Source organism: Pseudomonas sp. FW306-02-D09B (genome assembly GCF_058782685.1).
Window position 1 is genome coordinate 99,887 of the sequence record NZ_JBYSXY010000012.1, and the last position, 17,910, is coordinate 117,796.

18 protein-coding genes are annotated in these 17,910 nt (G+C 59.5%); 17 read left to right on the forward strand and 1 reads right to left on the reverse strand.

Going from position 1 to position 17,910, the window contains the following annotated elements; translation table 11 throughout:
• Positions 1–2 precede the first annotated feature (2 nt).
• The 7 genes from fliM to flhB all read left to right on the forward strand — a co-directional run bounded on the left by fliM (position 3) and on the right by flhB (position 4,906).
• The gene (fliM, locus tag AC3WK5_RS19870; protein ID WP_103315620.1) at positions 3–971 is read left to right on the forward strand and encodes a flagellar motor switch protein FliM; all 969 of its coding nucleotides are present in this window, start codon (positions 3–5) and stop codon (positions 969–971) included.
• 69 nt (positions 972–1,040) lie between these two features.
• Positions 1,041–1,502, forward strand: coding sequence for a flagellar motor switch protein FliN (gene fliN / locus AC3WK5_RS19875; protein ID WP_103315685.1), 462 nt, complete (start codon positions 1,041–1,043; stop codon positions 1,500–1,502).
• Entirely contained in the window at positions 1,503–1,934 is a 432-nt protein-coding gene (fliO, locus tag AC3WK5_RS19880) for a flagellar biosynthetic protein FliO (protein WP_103315621.1), read from the forward strand. It abuts the gene before it with no gap.
• A complete protein-coding gene (fliP, locus tag AC3WK5_RS19885) occupies positions 1,934–2,683 on the forward strand; it encodes a flagellar type III secretion system pore protein FliP (protein WP_071551272.1) in 750 nt (249 codons plus the stop codon). The genes fliO and fliP overlap by 1 nt, the downstream gene beginning before the upstream one ends.
• A gap of 24 nt (positions 2,684–2,707) precedes the next feature.
• The gene (gene fliQ / locus AC3WK5_RS19890; protein ID WP_054596295.1) at positions 2,708–2,977 is read left to right on the forward strand and encodes a flagellar biosynthesis protein FliQ; all 270 of its coding nucleotides are present in this window, start codon (positions 2,708–2,710) and stop codon (positions 2,975–2,977) included.
• 3 nt (positions 2,978–2,980) lie between these two features.
• The gene (gene fliR / locus AC3WK5_RS19895; protein ID WP_054596296.1) at positions 2,981–3,763 is read left to right on the forward strand and encodes a flagellar biosynthetic protein FliR; all 783 of its coding nucleotides are present in this window, start codon (positions 2,981–2,983) and stop codon (positions 3,761–3,763) included.
• A gap of 3 nt (positions 3,764–3,766) precedes the next feature.
• Complete coding sequence (flhB, locus tag AC3WK5_RS19900; RefSeq protein WP_054596297.1) at positions 3,767–4,906, forward strand: flagellar biosynthesis protein FlhB; 1,140 nt, start codon at positions 3,767–3,769, stop codon at positions 4,904–4,906.
• 681 nt (positions 4,907–5,587) lie between these two features.
• Here the strand turns inward: flhB and AC3WK5_RS19905 are convergent.
• Positions 5,588–5,884: a DUF3077 domain-containing protein gene (locus tag AC3WK5_RS19905; RefSeq protein ID WP_103315622.1), complete on the reverse strand. Its 297-nt coding sequence runs from the start codon at positions 5,882–5,884 to the stop codon at positions 5,588–5,590.
• Positions 5,885–6,285: 401 nt separating this feature from the next.
• On the opposite strand from AC3WK5_RS19905, the gene flhA reads away from it, so the two are divergent.
• The 10 genes from flhA (at position 6,286) to motD (ending at position 17,894) form a co-directional block, all read left to right on the forward strand.
• Complete coding sequence (flhA, locus tag AC3WK5_RS19910) at positions 6,286–8,415, forward strand: flagellar biosynthesis protein FlhA (RefSeq protein WP_054596299.1); 2,130 nt, start codon at positions 6,286–6,288, stop codon at positions 8,413–8,415.
• A gap of 11 nt (positions 8,416–8,426) precedes the next feature.
• Entirely contained in the window at positions 8,427–9,758 is a 1,332-nt protein-coding gene (flhF, locus tag AC3WK5_RS19915) for a flagellar biosynthesis GTPase FlhF (protein ID WP_103315623.1), read from the forward strand.
• A gap of 114 nt (positions 9,759–9,872) precedes the next feature.
• Positions 9,873–10,703 (forward strand): flagellar synthesis regulator FleN, encoded by an 831-nt coding sequence (fleN, locus tag AC3WK5_RS19920; RefSeq protein WP_019692370.1) that lies wholly within the window; start codon positions 9,873–9,875, stop codon positions 10,701–10,703.
• The gene (gene fliA / locus AC3WK5_RS19925; RefSeq protein ID WP_007894214.1) at positions 10,700–11,440 is read left to right on the forward strand and encodes an RNA polymerase sigma factor FliA; all 741 of its coding nucleotides are present in this window, start codon (positions 10,700–10,702) and stop codon (positions 11,438–11,440) included. Before fleN ends, fliA begins: the two co-directional genes overlap by 4 nt.
• 166 nt (positions 11,441–11,606) lie before the next feature.
• Positions 11,607–11,978, forward strand: coding sequence for a chemotaxis response regulator CheY (locus AC3WK5_RS19930; protein WP_008006721.1), 372 nt, complete (start codon positions 11,607–11,609; stop codon positions 11,976–11,978).
• Between the two features lie 31 nt (positions 11,979–12,009).
• Positions 12,010–12,798: a protein phosphatase CheZ gene (locus AC3WK5_RS19935; protein WP_103315624.1), complete on the forward strand. Its 789-nt coding sequence runs from the start codon at positions 12,010–12,012 to the stop codon at positions 12,796–12,798.
• A gap of 38 nt (positions 12,799–12,836) precedes the next feature.
• Complete coding sequence (locus AC3WK5_RS19940) at positions 12,837–15,077, forward strand: chemotaxis protein CheA (protein ID WP_103315625.1); 2,241 nt, start codon at positions 12,837–12,839, stop codon at positions 15,075–15,077.
• Between the two features lie 49 nt (positions 15,078–15,126).
• Positions 15,127–16,251, forward strand: a complete 1,125-nt coding sequence (locus tag AC3WK5_RS19945) for a protein-glutamate methylesterase/protein-glutamine glutaminase (protein ID WP_103315626.1) — start codon at positions 15,127–15,129, stop codon at positions 16,249–16,251.
• Positions 16,251–16,991 carry a flagellar motor protein gene (locus AC3WK5_RS19950; RefSeq protein WP_054596304.1) on the forward strand — a complete coding sequence of 247 codons (741 nt, stop codon included), beginning with the start codon at positions 16,251–16,253 and terminating at the stop codon, positions 16,989–16,991. The genes AC3WK5_RS19945 and AC3WK5_RS19950 overlap by 1 nt, the downstream gene beginning before the upstream one ends.
• Before the next feature lie 15 nt (positions 16,992–17,006).
• Positions 17,007–17,894, forward strand: coding sequence for a flagellar motor protein MotD (gene motD, locus AC3WK5_RS19955; RefSeq protein WP_103315627.1), 888 nt, complete (start codon positions 17,007–17,009; stop codon positions 17,892–17,894).
• Positions 17,895–17,910: the final 16 nt, after the last annotated feature.

The following is a 17,910-nucleotide window of genomic DNA, read 5'->3' on the forward strand; positions in this document are numbered from 1 at the left end:
ACATGGCCGTGCAGGACCTGCTGTCCCAGGATGAGATCGATGCGCTGTTGCATGGCGTCGACGATGGTCTGGTACAGACCGACAACGCTACTGAACCGGGCGGAGCTAAAAGCTACGACCTGACCAGCCAGGATCGCATCGTTCGCGGACGCATGCCGACCCTGGAAATGATCAACGAGCGTTTTGCCCGTTACACCCGCATCAGCATGTTCAACATGTTGCGTCGCTCGGCAGACGTTGCCGTCGGTGGTGTGCAGGTGATGAAGTTCGGCGAGTACGTGCACTCACTGTATGTACCGACCAGCCTCAATCTGGTCAAGATCAAGCCGTTGCGCGGCACTGGGCTGTTCATTCTGGATGCCAAACTGGTATTCAAGCTCGTGGACAATTTTTTTGGCGGTGACGGTCGTCACGCCAAGATCGAAGGCCGTGAATTCACCCCGACCGAATTGCGCGTCGTGCGCATGGTGCTGGAACAGGCCTTCATCGATCTGAAGGAAGCCTGGCAGGCGATCATGGAAGTCAACTTCGAGTACATCAACTCAGAAGTGAACCCGGCCATGGCCAACATCGTCGGGCCGAGCGAAGCGGTGGTGGTCTCGACCTTCCACATCGAACTCGATGGCGGTGGCGGCGATCTGCACGTGACCATGCCGTATTCGATGATCGAGCCGGTCCGCGAAATGCTCGATGCCGGCTTCCAGTCGGACCTCGACGATCAGGACGAGCGCTGGGTCAATGCCTTGCGCCAGGACTTGCTGGACGTCGACGTACCGATCGGTGCCACGGTTGCTCGTCGCCAATTGCGCCTGCGGGACATCCTGCACATGCAGCCGGGCGATGTGATCCCGGTGGAACTACCGGAAGAAATGGTCATGCGCGCCAACGGCGTGCCGGCCTTCAAGGTCAAGATGGGCTCCCACAGGGGCAACCTGGCGTTGCAAGTGATCGAGCCGATCGAGCGGCGCTGATCGGCGTTCGCACACATTCGCTTTTAATTGACGGCGTCCAATTGATTGGTTGCCCGCTGAGGACAAATGATGGCTGACGAAATGAATACCCAGGACGACCAGGCGCTGGCCGATGAATGGGCTGCGGCGCTCGAAGAAACGGGTGATGCCGGGCAGGACGATATTGACGCCTTGCTGGCCGCCGATGCGGCGAGTTCGTCGTCCTCCAGTCGTATGGCAATGGAAGAGTTCGGCAGCGTGCCGAAGAGCCACGAGCCAGTGACACTCGACGGTCCTAACCTGGACGTGATTCTGGACATCCCGGTGTCGATTTCCATGGAAGTCGGCAGCACCGATATCAACATTCGTAACCTGCTGCAGCTCAACCAGGGCTCGGTGATCGAACTTGACCGTCTGGCCGGCGAGCCGCTGGACGTGCTGGTCAATGGCACGCTCATCGCTCACGGCGAAGTGGTGGTGGTCAACGAGAAGTTCGGCATCCGCCTGACCGACGTGATCAGCCCAAGCGAACGCATCAAGAAGCTGCGCTGAGTGAAGGCGTTTCTCGGCGTATTGCTGGCCTTGCCGCTCAGTGCATGGGCGGCGGAACCGGTAGCGGCGGTCGCGACCCCAGCGGTCGGCAGCGGCGTGGCCGGGCAGTTGACTCAGCTGGTGCTGGGGTTGCTGCTGGTGCTGGGCCTGATCTTCTTCCTCGCCTGGTTGTTGCGCCGCGTCCAGCAGGCGGGGCCTGCCGGCAAAGGGCAGGTGATCGAGCTGATCGGCTCGCGCGCCCTCGGGCCGCGTGATCGCCTGGTGCTGGTGCAAGTCGGTAACGAGCAGATTTTGCTTGGGCTGACCCCGGGCACCATTACCCCGTTGCATGTGCTCAAGGAGCCGGTGCAAGTGCCGAGCACCGAGCAGGCGACCCCCGAGTTTGCCCAGCGCCTGATGGAGTTGCTGGGTAAAGATAAGGATAAGAAGTAATGCCGTTGCGCATCCTGTTGACACTGGTCCTGATGCTGGCCGCGCCGTTGGCGTTCGCTGCCGACCCGCTGTCGATTCCGGCGATCACCCTGGGCACGAACGCCAATGGCGCTCAGGAGTACTCGGTCAGCCTGCAAATCCTGCTGATCATGACTGCGCTGAGCTTCATCCCGGCGTTTGTCATGCTGATGACCAGTTTCACCCGGATCATCATTGTGTTCTCGATCCTGCGTCAGGCCCTGGGCTTGCAGCAGACGCCGTCGAACCAGATCCTCACCGGCATGGCGCTGTTTTTGACCATGTTCATCATGGCGCCGGTCTTTGATCGGGTGAATCAGGATGCCTTGCAGCCGTATCTGGCCGAAAAACTTACGGCTCAGGATGCAGTCGCCAAGGCACAAGTGCCGATCAAGGACTTCATGCTGGCGCAGACCCGCAGCAGCGACCTCGAGCTGTTCATGCGCCTGTCCAAGCGCACCGACATCGCAACGCCGGATCAGGCGCCGCTGACCATTCTGGTGCCGGCCTTCGTGACCTCGGAATTGAAAACCGCATTCCAGATTGGCTTCATGATCTTCATTCCGTTCCTGATCATCGACCTGGTCGTTGCCAGTGTGCTGATGGCCATGGGCATGATGATGCTCTCGCCGCTGATCATTTCGCTGCCGTTCAAGATCATGCTGTTTGTGCTGGTGGATGGCTGGGCGTTGATCATCGGTACGCTGGCGAGCAGTTTCGGCGGTGTTTAGGCATAAGTGGGCGGGTAGGGCGATATGACTCCTGAAGTTGCGGTAGACCTGTTCCGTGAGGCGCTTTGGCTGACCACCATGATGGTCGCCATATTGGTCGTTCCGAGTTTGCTGGTGGGCCTGCTGGTGGCGATGTTTCAGGCGGCCACGCAGATCAACGAACAGACCCTGAGCTTCCTCCCGCGTTTGCTGGTGATGCTGATCACACTGATCGTTGCCGGTCCGTGGCTGATACAAACGTTCATGGAATACATCCTGCGCTTGTACACCAGCATTCCGCAGTTGATCGGCTAAACCATGTCATTGCTGGCGCTGACCGACGCGCAAATCAGTACCTGGGTGGCCAGCTTCATGCTGCCGCTATTTCGGGTTGGCGCGGTGCTGACGACCATGCCGGTCTTCGGCACGACCCTGGTGCCCAAGCGTATTCGGTTGTACTTCGCGCTGGCGATAACGGTGGTTATCACGCCGGGCCTGCCGCCGATGCCGCAGGTCAATCCGCTGGACTTGAGCGGTCTGCTGCTGATTGCCGAACAGATACTGATTGGCGCGCTGCTGGGGTTTTCCTTGCAGTTGTTCTTTCAGGCGTTCGTGGTGGCCGGGCAGATTGTTTCGATCCAGATGGGCATGGGCTTCGCGTCCATGGTCGACCCCACCAACGGCGTGTCGGCGGCCGTCATCGGGCAGTTCTTGACGATGTTGGTGACGTTGCTGTTTCTGGGCATGAACGGCCATCTGGTGGTGTTTGAAGTCCTCACGGAAAGCTTCACGACCCTGCCGGTGGGCAGTGGCATGCTGGTCAATCATTTCTGGGAAATGGCCGGCAAGATGGGCTGGGTGCTGGGGGCGGCGATGCTGCTGGTATTGCCGGCAATCACCGCGCTGCTGGTGGTCAACATTGCCTTCGGGGTCATGACCCGCGCAGCGCCGCAACTGAATATCTTCTCTATCGGTTTTCCGCTGACCCTGGTGCTGGGCCTGGTGATTTTCTGGGTCAGCCTGGGGGACATTCTCAACCAGTATCAACCGCTGGCCACCGAGGCCTTGCAGTTGTTGCGTGATATGGCACAGGCGCGCTGAGTCATGGCTGAAAGCGAGAGCGGTCAGGACAAGACAGAAGACCCCACGGACAAGCGCAAGAAGGACTCCCGTGAAAAGGGCGAGATCGCGCGCTCCAAAGAGCTCAATACACTGGCGGTGATGCTGGCCGGTGCAGGCGGATTGCTGATCTACGGCGGCGGTCTGGCGCTGGACCTGCTGGAAATCATGCGCCTGAACTTCTCCCTGCCGCGTGAAGTGGTGCTGACTCCGGACGCCATGGGCCTGTATTTGCTGAAGTCGGGCAAGATCGCGATTATCGCGGTGCAACCGGTGCTGCTGACCTTGTTGCTGGCGGCGATCATCGGCCCGATTTCCCTGGGCGGCTGGCTGTTCGCCGGCAGTAGCCTGGCACCCAAGTTCAGTCGAATGAACCCGGCCAACGGCCTCAAGCGGATGTTTTCGTCCACGGCGCTGATCGAGCTGCTCAAGGCTCTGGCAAAATTCCTGCTGGTGCTGTTCGTCGCGCTGAGCGTGCTGCGCTCGGACATCGACGATTTGTTGCGAATCGCCCATGAGCCGCTGGAGCAGGCGATTATTCACAGTGTGCAACTGGTGGGCTGGAGCACCTTGTGGATGGCGTGCGGGTTGATTCTGATCGCGGCGGTCGATGTGCCGGTTCAGCTTTACCAGAGTCACAAAAAACTGCTGATGACCAAGCAGGAAGTGCGTGACGAGCACAAGGATCAGGAAGGTCGCCCAGAGGTCAAACAGCGGATTCGCCAGTTGCAGCGCGAGATGTCCCAGCGGCGGATGATGGCGGCCATTCCTGAGGCCGATGTGGTCATTACCAACCCGACCCACTACGCGGTGGCGCTCAAGTACGATCCGGAGAAGGGTGGGGCGCCGATGCTGGTGGCCAAGGGCAGCGACTTCCTGGCGCTGAAGATCCGCGAAATCGCGGTGGCTAATGAGGTCTTGCTGCTTGAGTCGCCGGCTCTGGCGCGTTCGATTTACTATTCCACCGAGCTTGATCAGGAAATTCCTGGTGGGCTCTATTTGGCGGTTGCTCAGGTGTTGGCTTACGTTTATCAGATCCGTCAGTACCGTGCGGGCAAGGGTAAGCGTCCGGATCCGCTTAAGGATGAATTGCCGATTCCTCCGGATCTGCGGCGGGATTCCTGACCGGCTTACGCTGATCAAAATTGTGCGGGTTGGCCTGCCTGCGATGGCGGCCTGACGGCCGACCCGTCTCTTTCAGATATACCCCCATCCTCTGTAGGAGCTGAGCTTGCTCGCGATGGCGGCCTGACAGCCGGCCCGTCTCTTTCAGATATACCCCCATCCTCTGTAGGAGCTGAGCTTGCTCGCGATGACGGCCTGACAGCCGACCCGTCTCTTTCAGATATACCCCCATCCCCTGTGGGAGCCGGGCTTGCCCGCGATGGCGGCCTGACAGCCGACCAATCTCTTGCAGGTGTACATATCCATTTCTGCGGTAACGGCGGCATAGGGTTTCGCCCTTACGGCGCCTCACTTTTCCAAACGACGAAAAGTAAGCAAAAGTCTTCGCCCCAAGCGTACGGCACCTCGCCTAGGCTCGGCGTCCCCTCGTTCCGGCATTCATCAGGGGGCATCGCCTACGGTCTGCTTCGCGACGACCTCCTCTCGATGTGTTCGACTGCGTCGAACGGCGCTGCGCGCCCACCCCCTGATGAACACCTCCACTCGGCCTCCCGAAGGGGCGGGTGGATCAAGATCAAAAGCCACAGCACGGCGGCCTACCGGCCGGCCTGAGTGGTTGGGGCGTGAACGGCTTTAGATCGTTTCCGCGCAGGAGCGTGGGAGCGATTCGCGGTGGGTGAGTTAATGTTCGGCTTTTTGATGGTTGTTCGATGCGGATATGACTTTCACCGCGTTATCGATGACGGCTTTGCTCATCTCCTGCAAGTAGTGAGAGGCCCAGGCATAGCGGTCGGTTTTGCGCTCCATCGCTGCATCTTCGGCCAGCATCCTGGAGAGGTGGAGCAGGTCGGATACGTGGGGCAAGGCTTCGTGGATCGAGACGCCACTGTTGACGCGGAACGAGGCTTGATCGTTGTGGATGGAGAAGGGGGTGAGGCCGGCGGTTTTTAAATCGTGGAGGTGCGAAGATTTGTTCATGGCGAGGTTCTCGTTTACTGGTTAGAGCGGCCTCGTTTACTCAATCGGGTTTCCAGGCCCGGTCGCTGATTCGGCAGTGACCACCAAAGACTAGCGATGCCACTTCCGAGGGGCAACCTTGAAAGCCTGTCGGACAAATCCCGGTGTTTTCCAGATTTGTGGCTGAATTCTTGGGATGGGCGTTGAATATCCGGTCTCTTCGCGGGCAAGTCTTGCTCCTACGGATGTGAGTGATCTGTAGGAGCAAGGCTTGCCCGCGATGGCGTCTCTCCGATCGCTGAAAAACTCCCGATAAACCCCGCTGTTTCAAGCTCCCCGCAAAAGTTGGAAGGCTTCTTGCAATAGCCGGCCTGCGCCCGCTTCAGGCGTCAAAAGTTTGCTTCAAGGAACGGGGAATACCGGTGGATCGCTCTCAGTTAATCAACAGTGCCCGCAGCAACCTGGCAGACCTCAGTCGAGGCAATCTGGGTGTGCCGCTGTTGCTGTTGGTCATGCTGGCGATGATGATGTTGCCGGTCCCGCCGTTCCTGCTCGACGTGTTCTTCACCTTCAACATTGCGCTGTCGATTGTCGTGCTGCTGGTCTGCGTCTACGCCTTGCGGCCGCTGGATTTCGCGGTGTTTCCGACCATTCTGCTGGTCGCCACGTTGTTGCGACTGGCATTGAACGTGGCCTCGACCCGGGTGGTGATGCTCCACGGTCAGGACGGCCATGCCGCCGCCGGCAAGGTGATTCAGGCCTTCGGCGAGGTGGTGATTGGCGGTAACTACGTGGTCGGTATCGTGGTCTTCGCGATTTTGATGATCATCAACTTCGTCGTGGTGACCAAAGGTGCCGGGCGGATTTCCGAGGTCAGTGCGCGGTTTACCCTTGATGCGATGCCGGGCAAGCAGATGGCCATTGACGCCGACCTGAACGCCGGCCTGATCGACCAGCCAGCAGCCAAGCTGCGCCGTATGGAAGTGGCCCAGGAGGCCGAGTTCTACGGTTCGATGGACGGTGCCAGCAAGTTCGTCCGCGGTGACGCCATCGCCGGTCTGCTGATTCTGTTTATCAACCTGATTGGCGGTATGGCGGTCGGGATCTTCCAGCACGGCATGAGCTTCGGCGATGCCGGCAAGGTCTACGCATTGTTGACCATCGGTGACGGTTTGGTGGCGCAATTGCCATCACTGCTGCTGTCCACCGCGGCGGCGATCATGGTGACCCGTGCATCCGGTTCGGAAGACATGGGCAAGCAGATCAATCGGCAGATGTTCGCGTCGCCCAAGGCGCTGGCGGTAGCTGCCGGTTTGATGGCAGTCATGGGCCTGGTGCCAGGCATGCCGCACTTCTCCTTTCTCAGCATGGCAGCCGTCGCAGCAGGCGGCGCGTATCTGTTCTGGAAAAAACACAACATCGTCAAGGTTCAGGCTCTGGAAGAGGTCAAGCGTCAGCAGGACCTGCTGCCGTCGCCCGCACGGGCCATGGAAACCAAAGAGCTGGGCTGGGATGACGTGACCCCGATCGACATGATTGGTCTGGAAGTCGGCTACCGGCTGATCCCGCTGGTGGATCGCAACCAGGGTGGTCAGTTGCTGGCGCGGATCAAGGGCGTGCGCAAGAAGCTTTCCCAAGATCTGGGCTTCCTGATGCCGACCGTGCACATTCGCGACAACCTCGATCTGGCGCCGAGTGCCTACCGCCTGACCCTGATGGGGGTGATCCTCGCGGAGGCGGAGATTTATCCGGATCGCGAACTGGCGATCAACCCCGGGCAGGTCTACGGCACGCTCAATGGCATCACCGCCAAAGATCCGGCCTTTGGTCTGGAAGCGGTCTGGATCGAAATCAGTCAGCGTCCGCAGGCACAATCCCTGGGGTACACCGTGGTCGATGCCAGTACGGTGGTGGCGACTCACCTCAACCAGATTTTGTACAAGCACTCCAGCGAGCTGATCGGCCACGAAGAAGTTCAGCAGCTCATGCAATTGCTGGCCAAAAGCTCGCCGAAACTGGCCGAGGAGCTGGTGCCGGGCGTCGTTTCGCTGTCGCAGTTGCTCAAAGTACTGCAGGCCTTGTTGGCCGAACAGGTTCCGGTTCGCGACATTCGCAGCATTGCCGAAGCCATCGCGAACAATGCCGCCAAGAGTCAAGATACTGCCGCTCTGGTGGCGGCCGTTCGCGTCGGCGTATCGCGCGCTATCGTCCAAAGCATTGTAGGCACTGAGTCCGAGCTGCCTGTGATCACCTTGGAACCAAGGTTGGAACAAATATTGCTCAATAGTCTTCAGAAGGCAGGACAAGGCTCGGAAGAGGGCGTTTTGCTGGAGCCAAGCATGGCAGAGAAGCTGCAACGTTCGTTGATCGACGCCGCGCAGCGTCAGGAAATGCAAGGTCAACCGGTGATTCTGCTGGTAGCAGGTCCGGTACGCGCGATGCTCTCGCGGTTCGGACGTTTGGCAGTACCGGGGTTGCATGTGTTGGCGTATCAGGAAATCCCTGACAACAAGCAAGTGACCATCGTTGCGACAGTAGGGCCCAACGGCTGAGGTAGTGGTTTATGCAAGTTAAGCGTTTTTTCGCCGCCGATATGCGTCAGGCCATGAAGCTGGTTCGCGATGAGCTGGGCGCTGATGCGGCCATTATCGGTAATCGCCGGATCGCCGGTGGTGTCGAGCTGACGGCTGCCCTGGATTACAAGCTGTCGGCGCTGGCCCCGCGTGTACCGAACATTGAACTCGAAGACGAGTTGCGCAAGACCCAGTCGCGGATCGTCACGGCTCAGGCTGAATTGAGCCTGCGTGGCGACGGCGAAGGTGATGCGAGCGCCAGCACCAATCGCCAGTTGTTTGCCGGCCTGCCGCTGACCGCTGCGGAACCGTTGATCGAGCCGACCTTTGCTGAGCGGCCGCGTCCTGCTTCAGCGCCTGTGCATTCTGCCGGGGTCGATCCGCGGGCTTTCGACTCGATGCGTTTCGAACTCAATGGCCTGCGTGAATTACTCGAAGTGCAGTTGGGTTCGCTGGCCTGGAACCAGCTGCAAGGCAGTCGCCCGCAGCAAGCCAACCTGTGGCGTCGCCTGCAACGCATTGGCCTGTCCGGTCCGTTGTCGCGCGATCTGCTGGAACTGATTACTGACATTGAAGAACCCCGCCAGGCCTGGCGCATGCTGTTGGCGCACCTGGCGCGGATGATCGTGACTCCCGAGATCGAACCACTGGAAGAAGGTGGCGTGATCGCCATGGTCGGCCCTGCCGGCATGGGCAAAACCACCACGCTGGCCAAGCTGGCCGCACGTTACGTGCTCAAGTACGGCGCGCAGAACATCGCGTTGGTGAGCATGGACAGCTTCCGCATTGGGGCTCAGGAACAGCTCAAGACTCTGGGGCGTATCCTCAATGTCTCGGTGACTCACGTCGACCCGGGCCAGTCCCTGGCGCAAGCCCTTGATCCGCTGTTGCGCAAGCGTGTGGTGTTGATCGACACCGCCGGCCTGCAGGCCAGTGATCCGGCGTTGCGCATGCAGCTGGAAAGCCTGGCCGGTCGCGGGATCAAGTCGAAGAATTATCTGGTGCTGGCCACTACCAGCCAAAAGCAGGTGCTGACTGCCGCTTATCACAGTTACAAGCGGTGCGGGCTAGCAGGCTGCATTCTGACTAAACTGGATGAAACAGCGAGCCTGGGCGAGGTGTTGAGCCTGGCAATCAGCCACGAATTACCTGTCGCTTATCTGACCGACGGGCCACGGATCCCGGATGATCTACATTTACCGCGCCGGCATCAGTTGGTCAGTCGCGCCGTTAGCGTGCAGATGCAGGAAGAACCCAGCGAAGAAGCCATGGCTGATATGTTCGCTGACCTCTACCACAGCCCGGCCAAGCGTGTCGGCTGAGGTAATAATGAATAGATTTGTATCTACATCGATGGCCTGCCATGCATTGTTCACAAGTGAGCGCGCAGCCAGTCATGTAGTCCGCGTCTAAGCAAGACAAGGTAAAGAACGAACATGGGCAGCATGCATCCCGTACAGGTGATCGCAGTGACCGGCGGCAAAGGTGGCGTCGGGAAGACTAATGTGTCAGTGAACTTGTCCCTGGCTCTTGCTGAGCTCGGCCGGCGCGTCATGCTGCTGGACGCCGATCTGGGGCTGGCGAACGTTGACGTCCTGCTGGGGCTTACGCCCAAGCGTACGCTGGCCGACGTCATCGAAGGCCGCTGTGAACTGCGCGATGTATTACTCCAGGGGCCGGGCGGAATTCGCATTGTTCCAGCAGCGTCCGGTACCCAGAGCATGGTTCATCTGAGTCCAGCCCAGCATGCTGGCCTGATTCAGGCATTCAGCGACATCGGCGATAACCTCGACGTATTGGTGATCGACACGGCGGCGGGCATTGGTGAGTCGGTCGTCAGTTTTGTTCGCGCAGCCCAGGAAGTATTGCTGGTGGTGTGCGATGAGCCGACGTCGATCACTGACGCCTACGCGCTGATCAAGCTGCTCAACCGCGATTACGGCATGAACCGCTTCCGCGTGCTGGCCAACATGGCGCAAAGCCCGCAGGAAGGGCGAAATCTGTTCGCCAAGTTGACCAAGGTCACGGATCGCTTCCTCGACGTCGCCTTACAATACGTCGGTGCGGTGCCTTACGACGAATGCGTGCGCAAGGCGGTGCAAAAGCAGCGCGCCGTGTATGAAGCGTTTCCTCGCTCCAAATGTGCACTGGCGTTCAAGGCCATCGCGCAGAAAGTCGATACCTGGCCGTTGCCCGCCAACCCGCGTGGGCACCTGGAGTTTTTCGTCGAGCGTCTGGTGCAGCAAACTGCGGGTCCGGTTCTATGACAGCCAGCGGTTACAACCTGTACAAGAAGTCGGCGCGTGACGCGCAGTACGAACTGATCGAGCGTTACGCGCCACTGGTAAAACGTATTGCCTATCACCTGTTGGCGCGCTTGCCGGCCAGTGTTCAGGTCGAGGACCTGATCCAGGCAGGCATGATCGGTTTGCTTGAAGTGTCGACCAAATACGACGCGAGCAAAGGTGCGAGTTTCGAGACGTACGCGGGGATCCGTATCCGTGGTGCGATGCTCGATGAAGTCCGCAAGGGTGACTGGGCGCCACGCTCGGTACACCGCAATACCCGGATGGTGAGTGATGCGATTCGCTCAATTGAAGCTAAAACCGGGCGTGACGCTAAAGATCACGAGGTTGCGGCCGAACTCCAATTGAGTCTCGACGATTATTACGGGATTTTGAATGACACCTTGGGCAGTCGCCTGTTCAGCTTCGACGATCTGTTGCAGGACGGCGAGCATGAAGGGCTGCACGAGGATGGCGCGAGTGCTCATCTCGAACCGTCGCGCGACCTGGAAGATGAACGCTTCCAGGCTGCACTGGCGGATGCGATTGCCAATTTGCCGGAGCGTGAGCGACTGGTGTTGGCGCTGTACTACGACGAAGAGCTGAATCTCAAGGAAATCGGTGAGGTCCTGGGGGTCAGTGAATCGCGGGTCAGCCAGTTACACAGCCAGTGCGCGGCCCGTTTGCGGGGGCGTTTGGGGGAGTGGCGAGCGCGCTGACAGCAGTGTGGGGACACTGCGAACGAAACAGGCAGGGCGTAACGCTGTGCCGGTCTTCATCCGTTGTGCTCCAGACAGTCGTCGAGTGCTCTGCCGAATTGATTGAATGGCGTGTTCAGGTGCTGAACGCGTTTAAGACTGCTTGGAGGTCGAATTGGACAAGAACATGAAAATCCTCATCGTTGATGACTTCTCAACGATGCGGCGGATCATAAAAAACCTGTTGCGTGACCTTGGGTTCACCAACACGGTCGAGGCGGACGACGGTATTACCGCCATTCCCGTCCTCAACAGCGGGAGCATCGACTTTCTGGTAACGGACTGGAACATGCCTGGCATGACCGGTATCGATTTGCTGCGCCACGTGCGCGCCGATGAAAAGCTCAAGCACCTGCCGGTGCTGATGGTCACTGCCGAAGCCAAGCGCGAGCAGATCATCGAAGCCGCTCAAGCCGGTGTAAACGGCTATGTGGTCAAACCCTTCACGGCCCAGGCGTTGAAAGAGAAGATCGAAAAAATATTCGAACGCATCGGTTGATGCGCGGAGCCACTGCGCCACGGGGGGAGCTATGGAGCAAAGAGAATCTTCACAGGGCGATTTCGAATCGACCCTGAAAAAACACGCTCACGAACTGGTCGAAAGCCTTGAAAAGGGCAGGTTCGGTGACGCTGTGCAACTGATCCATGAGCTCAATCAGACCCGTGACCGCGGCCTGTACCGGGAGGTGGGCAAGCTCACTCGCGAGCTGCACAGCGCGATCGTCAATTTTCAGATTGACCCGAACATGCCGCAAGCCGAGGAAGTCTCACAGATCACGGACGCCACCGAGCGCCTGTCCTATGTGGTCAAGCTGACCGAAGCGGCCGCGAACCGGACCATGGATCTGGTCGAGAACAGTACTCCGCTGGTCAATGGCCTGAGCACTGACGCCCAGGCCTTGAGCGCCGACTGGGGGCGTTTCATGCGCCGCGAAGTCGGTGCCGAAGAGTTCCGCGAACTGGCCCGGCGTGTCGACGGTTTCCTGACGCGTAGTGTCGAGGAGAGCCAGGTCGTCTCGGGCAACCTCAACGATATTCTGCTGGCACAGGATTACCAGGATCTAACCGGTCAGGTGATCAAGCGCGTGACTCAACTGGTCACCGAAGTCGAAAGCAACCTGCTCAAGCTCGTGCTCATGGCCAGTCAGGTAGACCGCTTTGCGGGCATCGAACATGACCATGAAGCGATGCTGGCTGAAAAAGATCCGCAAAAACATCTCTCTCAGGGTGAAGGTCCGCAGATTCATGCCGATAAAAGAGAAGACGTTGTGTCCGGTCAGGACGATGTGGACGATTTGCTATCCAGTCTTGGATTTTAGGTTTTTTAGGTTTTTAGACCTTTAGGAGCACCCCCTTAATGAGCTTCGGCGCCGATGAAGAGATCCTTCAGGATTTCCTGGTTGAGGCCGGCGAGATTCTAGAGCAACTGTCCGAACAGCTGGTCGAGCTGGAAAGCCGACCAGATGATGCGGATTTGCTCAATGCAATTTTTCGCGGTTTTCACACTGTAAAAGGGGGCGCCGGCTTCCTCCAGCTCAACGAGCTGGTGGAGTGCTGTCACATCGCCGAGAACGTGTTCGACATCCTGCGCAAGGGTGAGCGTCGCGTCGACTCGGAACTGATGGACGTGGTTCTCGAAGCGCTGGACGCGGTGAACGGCATGTTCAGCGAAGTCCGCGAGCGTGCACCGATCACTGCAGCTACACCGGAACTGCTGGCGGCTCTGGCCCGTCTGGCCGAGCCTCAAACAGCCGATGTGGCGCAACCGGTTGCAGAGGTGGTTGAAGCACCTGCCGCTGAAAGCGAATCGGGCGACGTCACCGACAATGAATTCGAACTGCTGCTGGACTCGCTGAACGCGGTCAAGGCGCAAGCCGAGGCGGGGACGCCTGTCGCCCCGGCACCTGAAGTGGCTGCCGGCAGCGATGAAATTACCGATGCCGAGTTCGAGTCGTTGCTCGATCAATTGCACGGCAAGGGTCAGTTCGCTGTCGATGCGGTGGCAGCGCCAGCCGCACCGACTGCCCCGAAAGCGGCAGGCGACAGCTCCGACATTACCGACGACGAATTCGAAGCACTGCTCGATCAGTTGCATGGCAAAGGCAACTTCGCCGTTGATGCCCTGGAATCGGCAATTGCTGCCGTTCCGGCGCCTGCGGCACCTGTGGCTGCGGCCGCTGGCAGCGATTTGATCTCCGATCACGAGTTCGAATCGCTGCTCGACGAACTGCATGGCAAAGGCAAGTTCACGGAGGTCGGCACCGGTTCTGCTGCTTCTATGGCGACGCCAGTTGCCAAGGCTGCAGCGCCAGCACCTGTGGCTAAAGCGCCCGAGCCAAAAGCCGAAGCGCCTAAACCTGCTGCCGCTGCTGCACCGGCCCCAGCTCGCGCACCGGCCTCACCGCCACCGGAAAAACCGGCCAGTGAAGCCGAGACCACCGTGCGTGTGGATACCGCACGTCTCGACGAAATCATGAACATGGTCGGCGAACTGGTACTGGTGCGTAACCGTCTGGTTCGTCTGGGCCTCAACAGCGGCGACGAAGCCATGTCCAAGGCCGTGTCGAACCTCGACGTGGTCACGGCCGACTTGCAGACCGCGGTGATGAAGACCCGGATGCAGCCGATCAAGAAAGTCTTCGGGCGCTTCCCGCGGCTGGTTCGCGACCTCGCGCGCCAGTTGAAGAAAGAGATCAACCTGGAGCTGGTCGGCGAAGAAACCGACCTCGACAAGAACCTCGTCGAAGCCCTGGCCGACCCGCTGGTCCACTTGGTGCGTAACTCGGTCGACCACGGTATCGAAGAACCGGCTGATCGTGAGGCGATGGGCAAGCCTCGCAGCGGCAAAGTGATTCTGTCCGCAGAGCAGGAAGGCGATCACATCCTGCTGTCCATCTCTGATGATGGCAAGGGCATGGACGCTGATGTCTTGCGCAGTATTGCCGTTAAGAAAGGCTTGATGGACAAGGATGCGGCGGACCGTCTCAGTGAGTCCGACTGCTTCAACCTGATCTTCGCGCCGGGTTTCTCGACCAAAACCGAGATCTCCGACGTGTCCGGTCGTGGCGTGGGCATGGACGTGGTGAAAACCAAGATCGCCCAGCTCAACGGCACCATCAATATCTACTCGACCAAGGGCAAAGGCTCGAAGATCGTCATCAAGGTCCCGTTGACCCTGGCGATCATGCCAACGCTGATGGTCATGCTCGGCAACCAGGCCTTTGCTTTCCCGCTGGTCAACGTCAACGAGATTTTCCATCTCGACCTGTCGCGCACCAACGTGGTCGACGGTCAGGAAGTGGTGATCGTGCGGGACAAGGCGCTGCCACTGTTCTACCTCAAACGCTGGCTGGTCAGCTCCGCCGCTCACGAAGAGCAGCGTGAAGGCCATGTGGTGATCCTTTCGGTGGGCACTCAGCGGATCGGCTTCGTCGTCGATCAGCTGGTGGGCCAGGAAGAAGTGGTCATCAAGCCATTGGGCAAAATGCTTCAGGGAACCCCGGGCATGTCCGGCGCCACCATTACCGGTGACGGCCGAATTGCCTTGATTCTCGATGTCCCGAGCATGCTCAAGCGTTACGCCGCACGGCGTATTTGATTCTGGCGGAGCGGGGCGACTGAGCCTCGCTCCGTCTAACGGAGTGTTTATGGCAGTCAAAGTCCTGGTGGTGGATGATTCTGGTTTTTTCCGCCGCCGCGTCTCGGAAATTCTTTCAGCGGATCCGAGTATCCAGGTTGTCGGTACGGCGACCAACGGTAAAGAGGCGATCGATCAGGCCCTGGCCCTCAAGCCAGACGTGATCACCATGGACTACGAGATGCCGATGATGGATGGCATCACGGCGGTGCGGCACATCATGCAGCGCTGTCCTACCCCGGTTTTGATGTTCTCCTCACTGACGCACGAAGGCGCTCGGGTCACTCTCGATGCACTGGATGCCGGCGCAGTGGATTTCCTGCCGAAGAATTTCGAAGACATCTCGCGCAATCCCGAGAAGGTCAAGCAACTGCTGTGCGAAAAGGTCCACAGCATTTCGCGCAGTAACCGTCGTTTCAGCGCCTACAGCGCCCCGGCTCCAGCCGCCGCGCCAGCCCCGACACCGGCACCTTCGAGTTTTGGCAGCAGTGCGCCTGCGCCTGTGCGTCCGGCCCCGACGCCGATTCCTGCGCGTGCGCCGGTTAGCGCCTCGTCGCCAGCCCCGAAACGCAAAGCCTACAAGCTGGTTGCCATTGGTACGTCAACCGGCGGCCCGGTTGCCTTGCAGCGGGTGCTGACGCAGCTGCCGGCAAACTTCCCGGCGCCGATCGTGCTGATCCAGCACATGCCGGCGGCCTTCACCAAGGCTTTCGCCGAGCGTTTGGACAAGCTCTGCCGGATCAGCGTCAAGGAAGCCGAGGATGGTGACATCCTGCGTCCGGGCCTGGCCTTGCTGGCACCGGGTGGCAAGCAAATGATGATCGACGGCCGTGGCGCGGTGAAAATCCTCCCGGGCGACGAGCGTCTGAACTACAAGCCGTGCGTGGACATCACCTTCGGTTCAGCGGCCAAGTCCTACGGTGACAAAGTTCTGGCGGTAGTCCTTACCGGCATGGGCGCCGACGGTCGCGAAGGCGCGCGTCTGCTCAAGCAGGGCGGTAGCGCGGTCTGGGCCCAGGATGAAGCCAGTTGCGTGATCTACGGCATGCCGATGGCGATCGTCAAAGCCGATCTGGCAGACGCGATCTACGGCCTCGACGATATCGGCAAGCACCTTGCCGAGGCGTGCATCTGATGGATGTTTTAAGCCTCATCGGGATCATCATGGCGTTCATCGCCATTATTGGTGGCAACTACCTGGAAGGCGGGCATCTCGGTGCCTTGGCCAATGGCCCGGCGGCACTGATCGTGCTCGGCGGGACCATTGGCGCTGCGTTGTTGCAGTCGCCGATGAGTGCCTTCAAGCGCGCCATGCAGATTCTTCGCTGGATCCTCTTTCCGCCTCGCGTCGACCTGGCCGGTGGTATCGACCGTGTGGTCAACTGGAGCCTTACCGCGCGCAAGGAAGGCTTGCTCGGGCTTGAAGGGGTAGCGGACAGCGAACCCGACAGCTACTCGCGCAAAGGCTTGCAGCTGCTGGTCGACGGCGCTGAGCCCGAGTCGATTCGCAGCATCCTCGAAGTGGATTTCTACACCCAGGAAAGCCGTGACATCGAAGCCGCCAAAGTCTTTGAAAGCATGGGCGGCTACGCGCCGACCATCGGTATCATCGGTGCGGTCATGGGCCTGATTCATGTGATGGGCAACCTGGGTGATCCGTCGCAACTGGGCAGCGGCATTGCCGTGGCCTTCGTCGCGACCATCTATGGCGTGGCCAGTGCCAACCTGGTGTTGTTGCCGATTGCCAGCAAGCTCAAGTCCATCGCGTTGCGGCAGTCGCGTTATCGCGAAATGTTGCTGGAAGGCATTCTGTCGATCGCCGAAGGTGAAAACCCACGCTCCATCGAGTTGAAGCTTCAGGGCTTCATGGACTGATGGGGGTAATGGACTATGGCACGCCGCCGTCAGCACGATGAACACGTCAACCACGAGCGCTGGCTGGTGTCCTACGCGGACTTCATCACACTGCTGTTCGCCTTCTTCGTGGTGATGTATTCCATCTCTTCGATCAACGAAGGCAAGTACAAGGAAATTTCCGAAGCGCTGGTCGGGGTCTTTACCAACTCTGACCGTGCCCTCAAGCCGATCCCCATTGGCGAAGAGCGTCCGAAGACGGTTACCCCGGCCAAGCCGCTGGTCAAGGACAGCGAGCAGATCGATGCCGGCATCGCCCAGGCCAGCAAGGATCCGCTCAAGAGTATTGCCGATGACATCAGTGCGGCGTTTGGCGATTTGATCAGCTCCAATCAGATGACCGTGCGTGGCAACGAGTTGTGGGTCGAGATCGAACTCAACTCGAGCCTGTTGTTCGGCAGCGGCGATGCGATGCCCAGCGATATCGCGTTCAACATCATCGACAAGGTCGCGGCGATTCTGAAACCGTTCGACAACCCGATTCACGTTGAGGGCTTCACCGACGATCAACCGATCCGCACGGCGCAGTACCCGACCAACTGGGAACTGTCCTCGGCCCGCTCGGCGAGCATCGTGCGCATGCTCGCCATGCAGGGTGTCAACCCTGGGCGTCTGGCCTCGGTGGGTTACGGCGAGTTCCAGCCCGTGGCCAATAACGCGACCGCCGAAGGGCGTGCGCGTAACCGGCGCGTGGTGTTGGTGGTGTCGCGCAATCTCGATGTACGCCGCAGCCTGACCGGTACCGGAACCGCTAATGCAAAACCGGACGCCGCGTTGAAGCGTGCTGGCACACAAACTGCACCGACGACTATCAAGTCGCCGGGACACGAGAGTGCCGTCAATTCTCCGTCACCCGGCTTATAACGTTGAGCTATTTCTC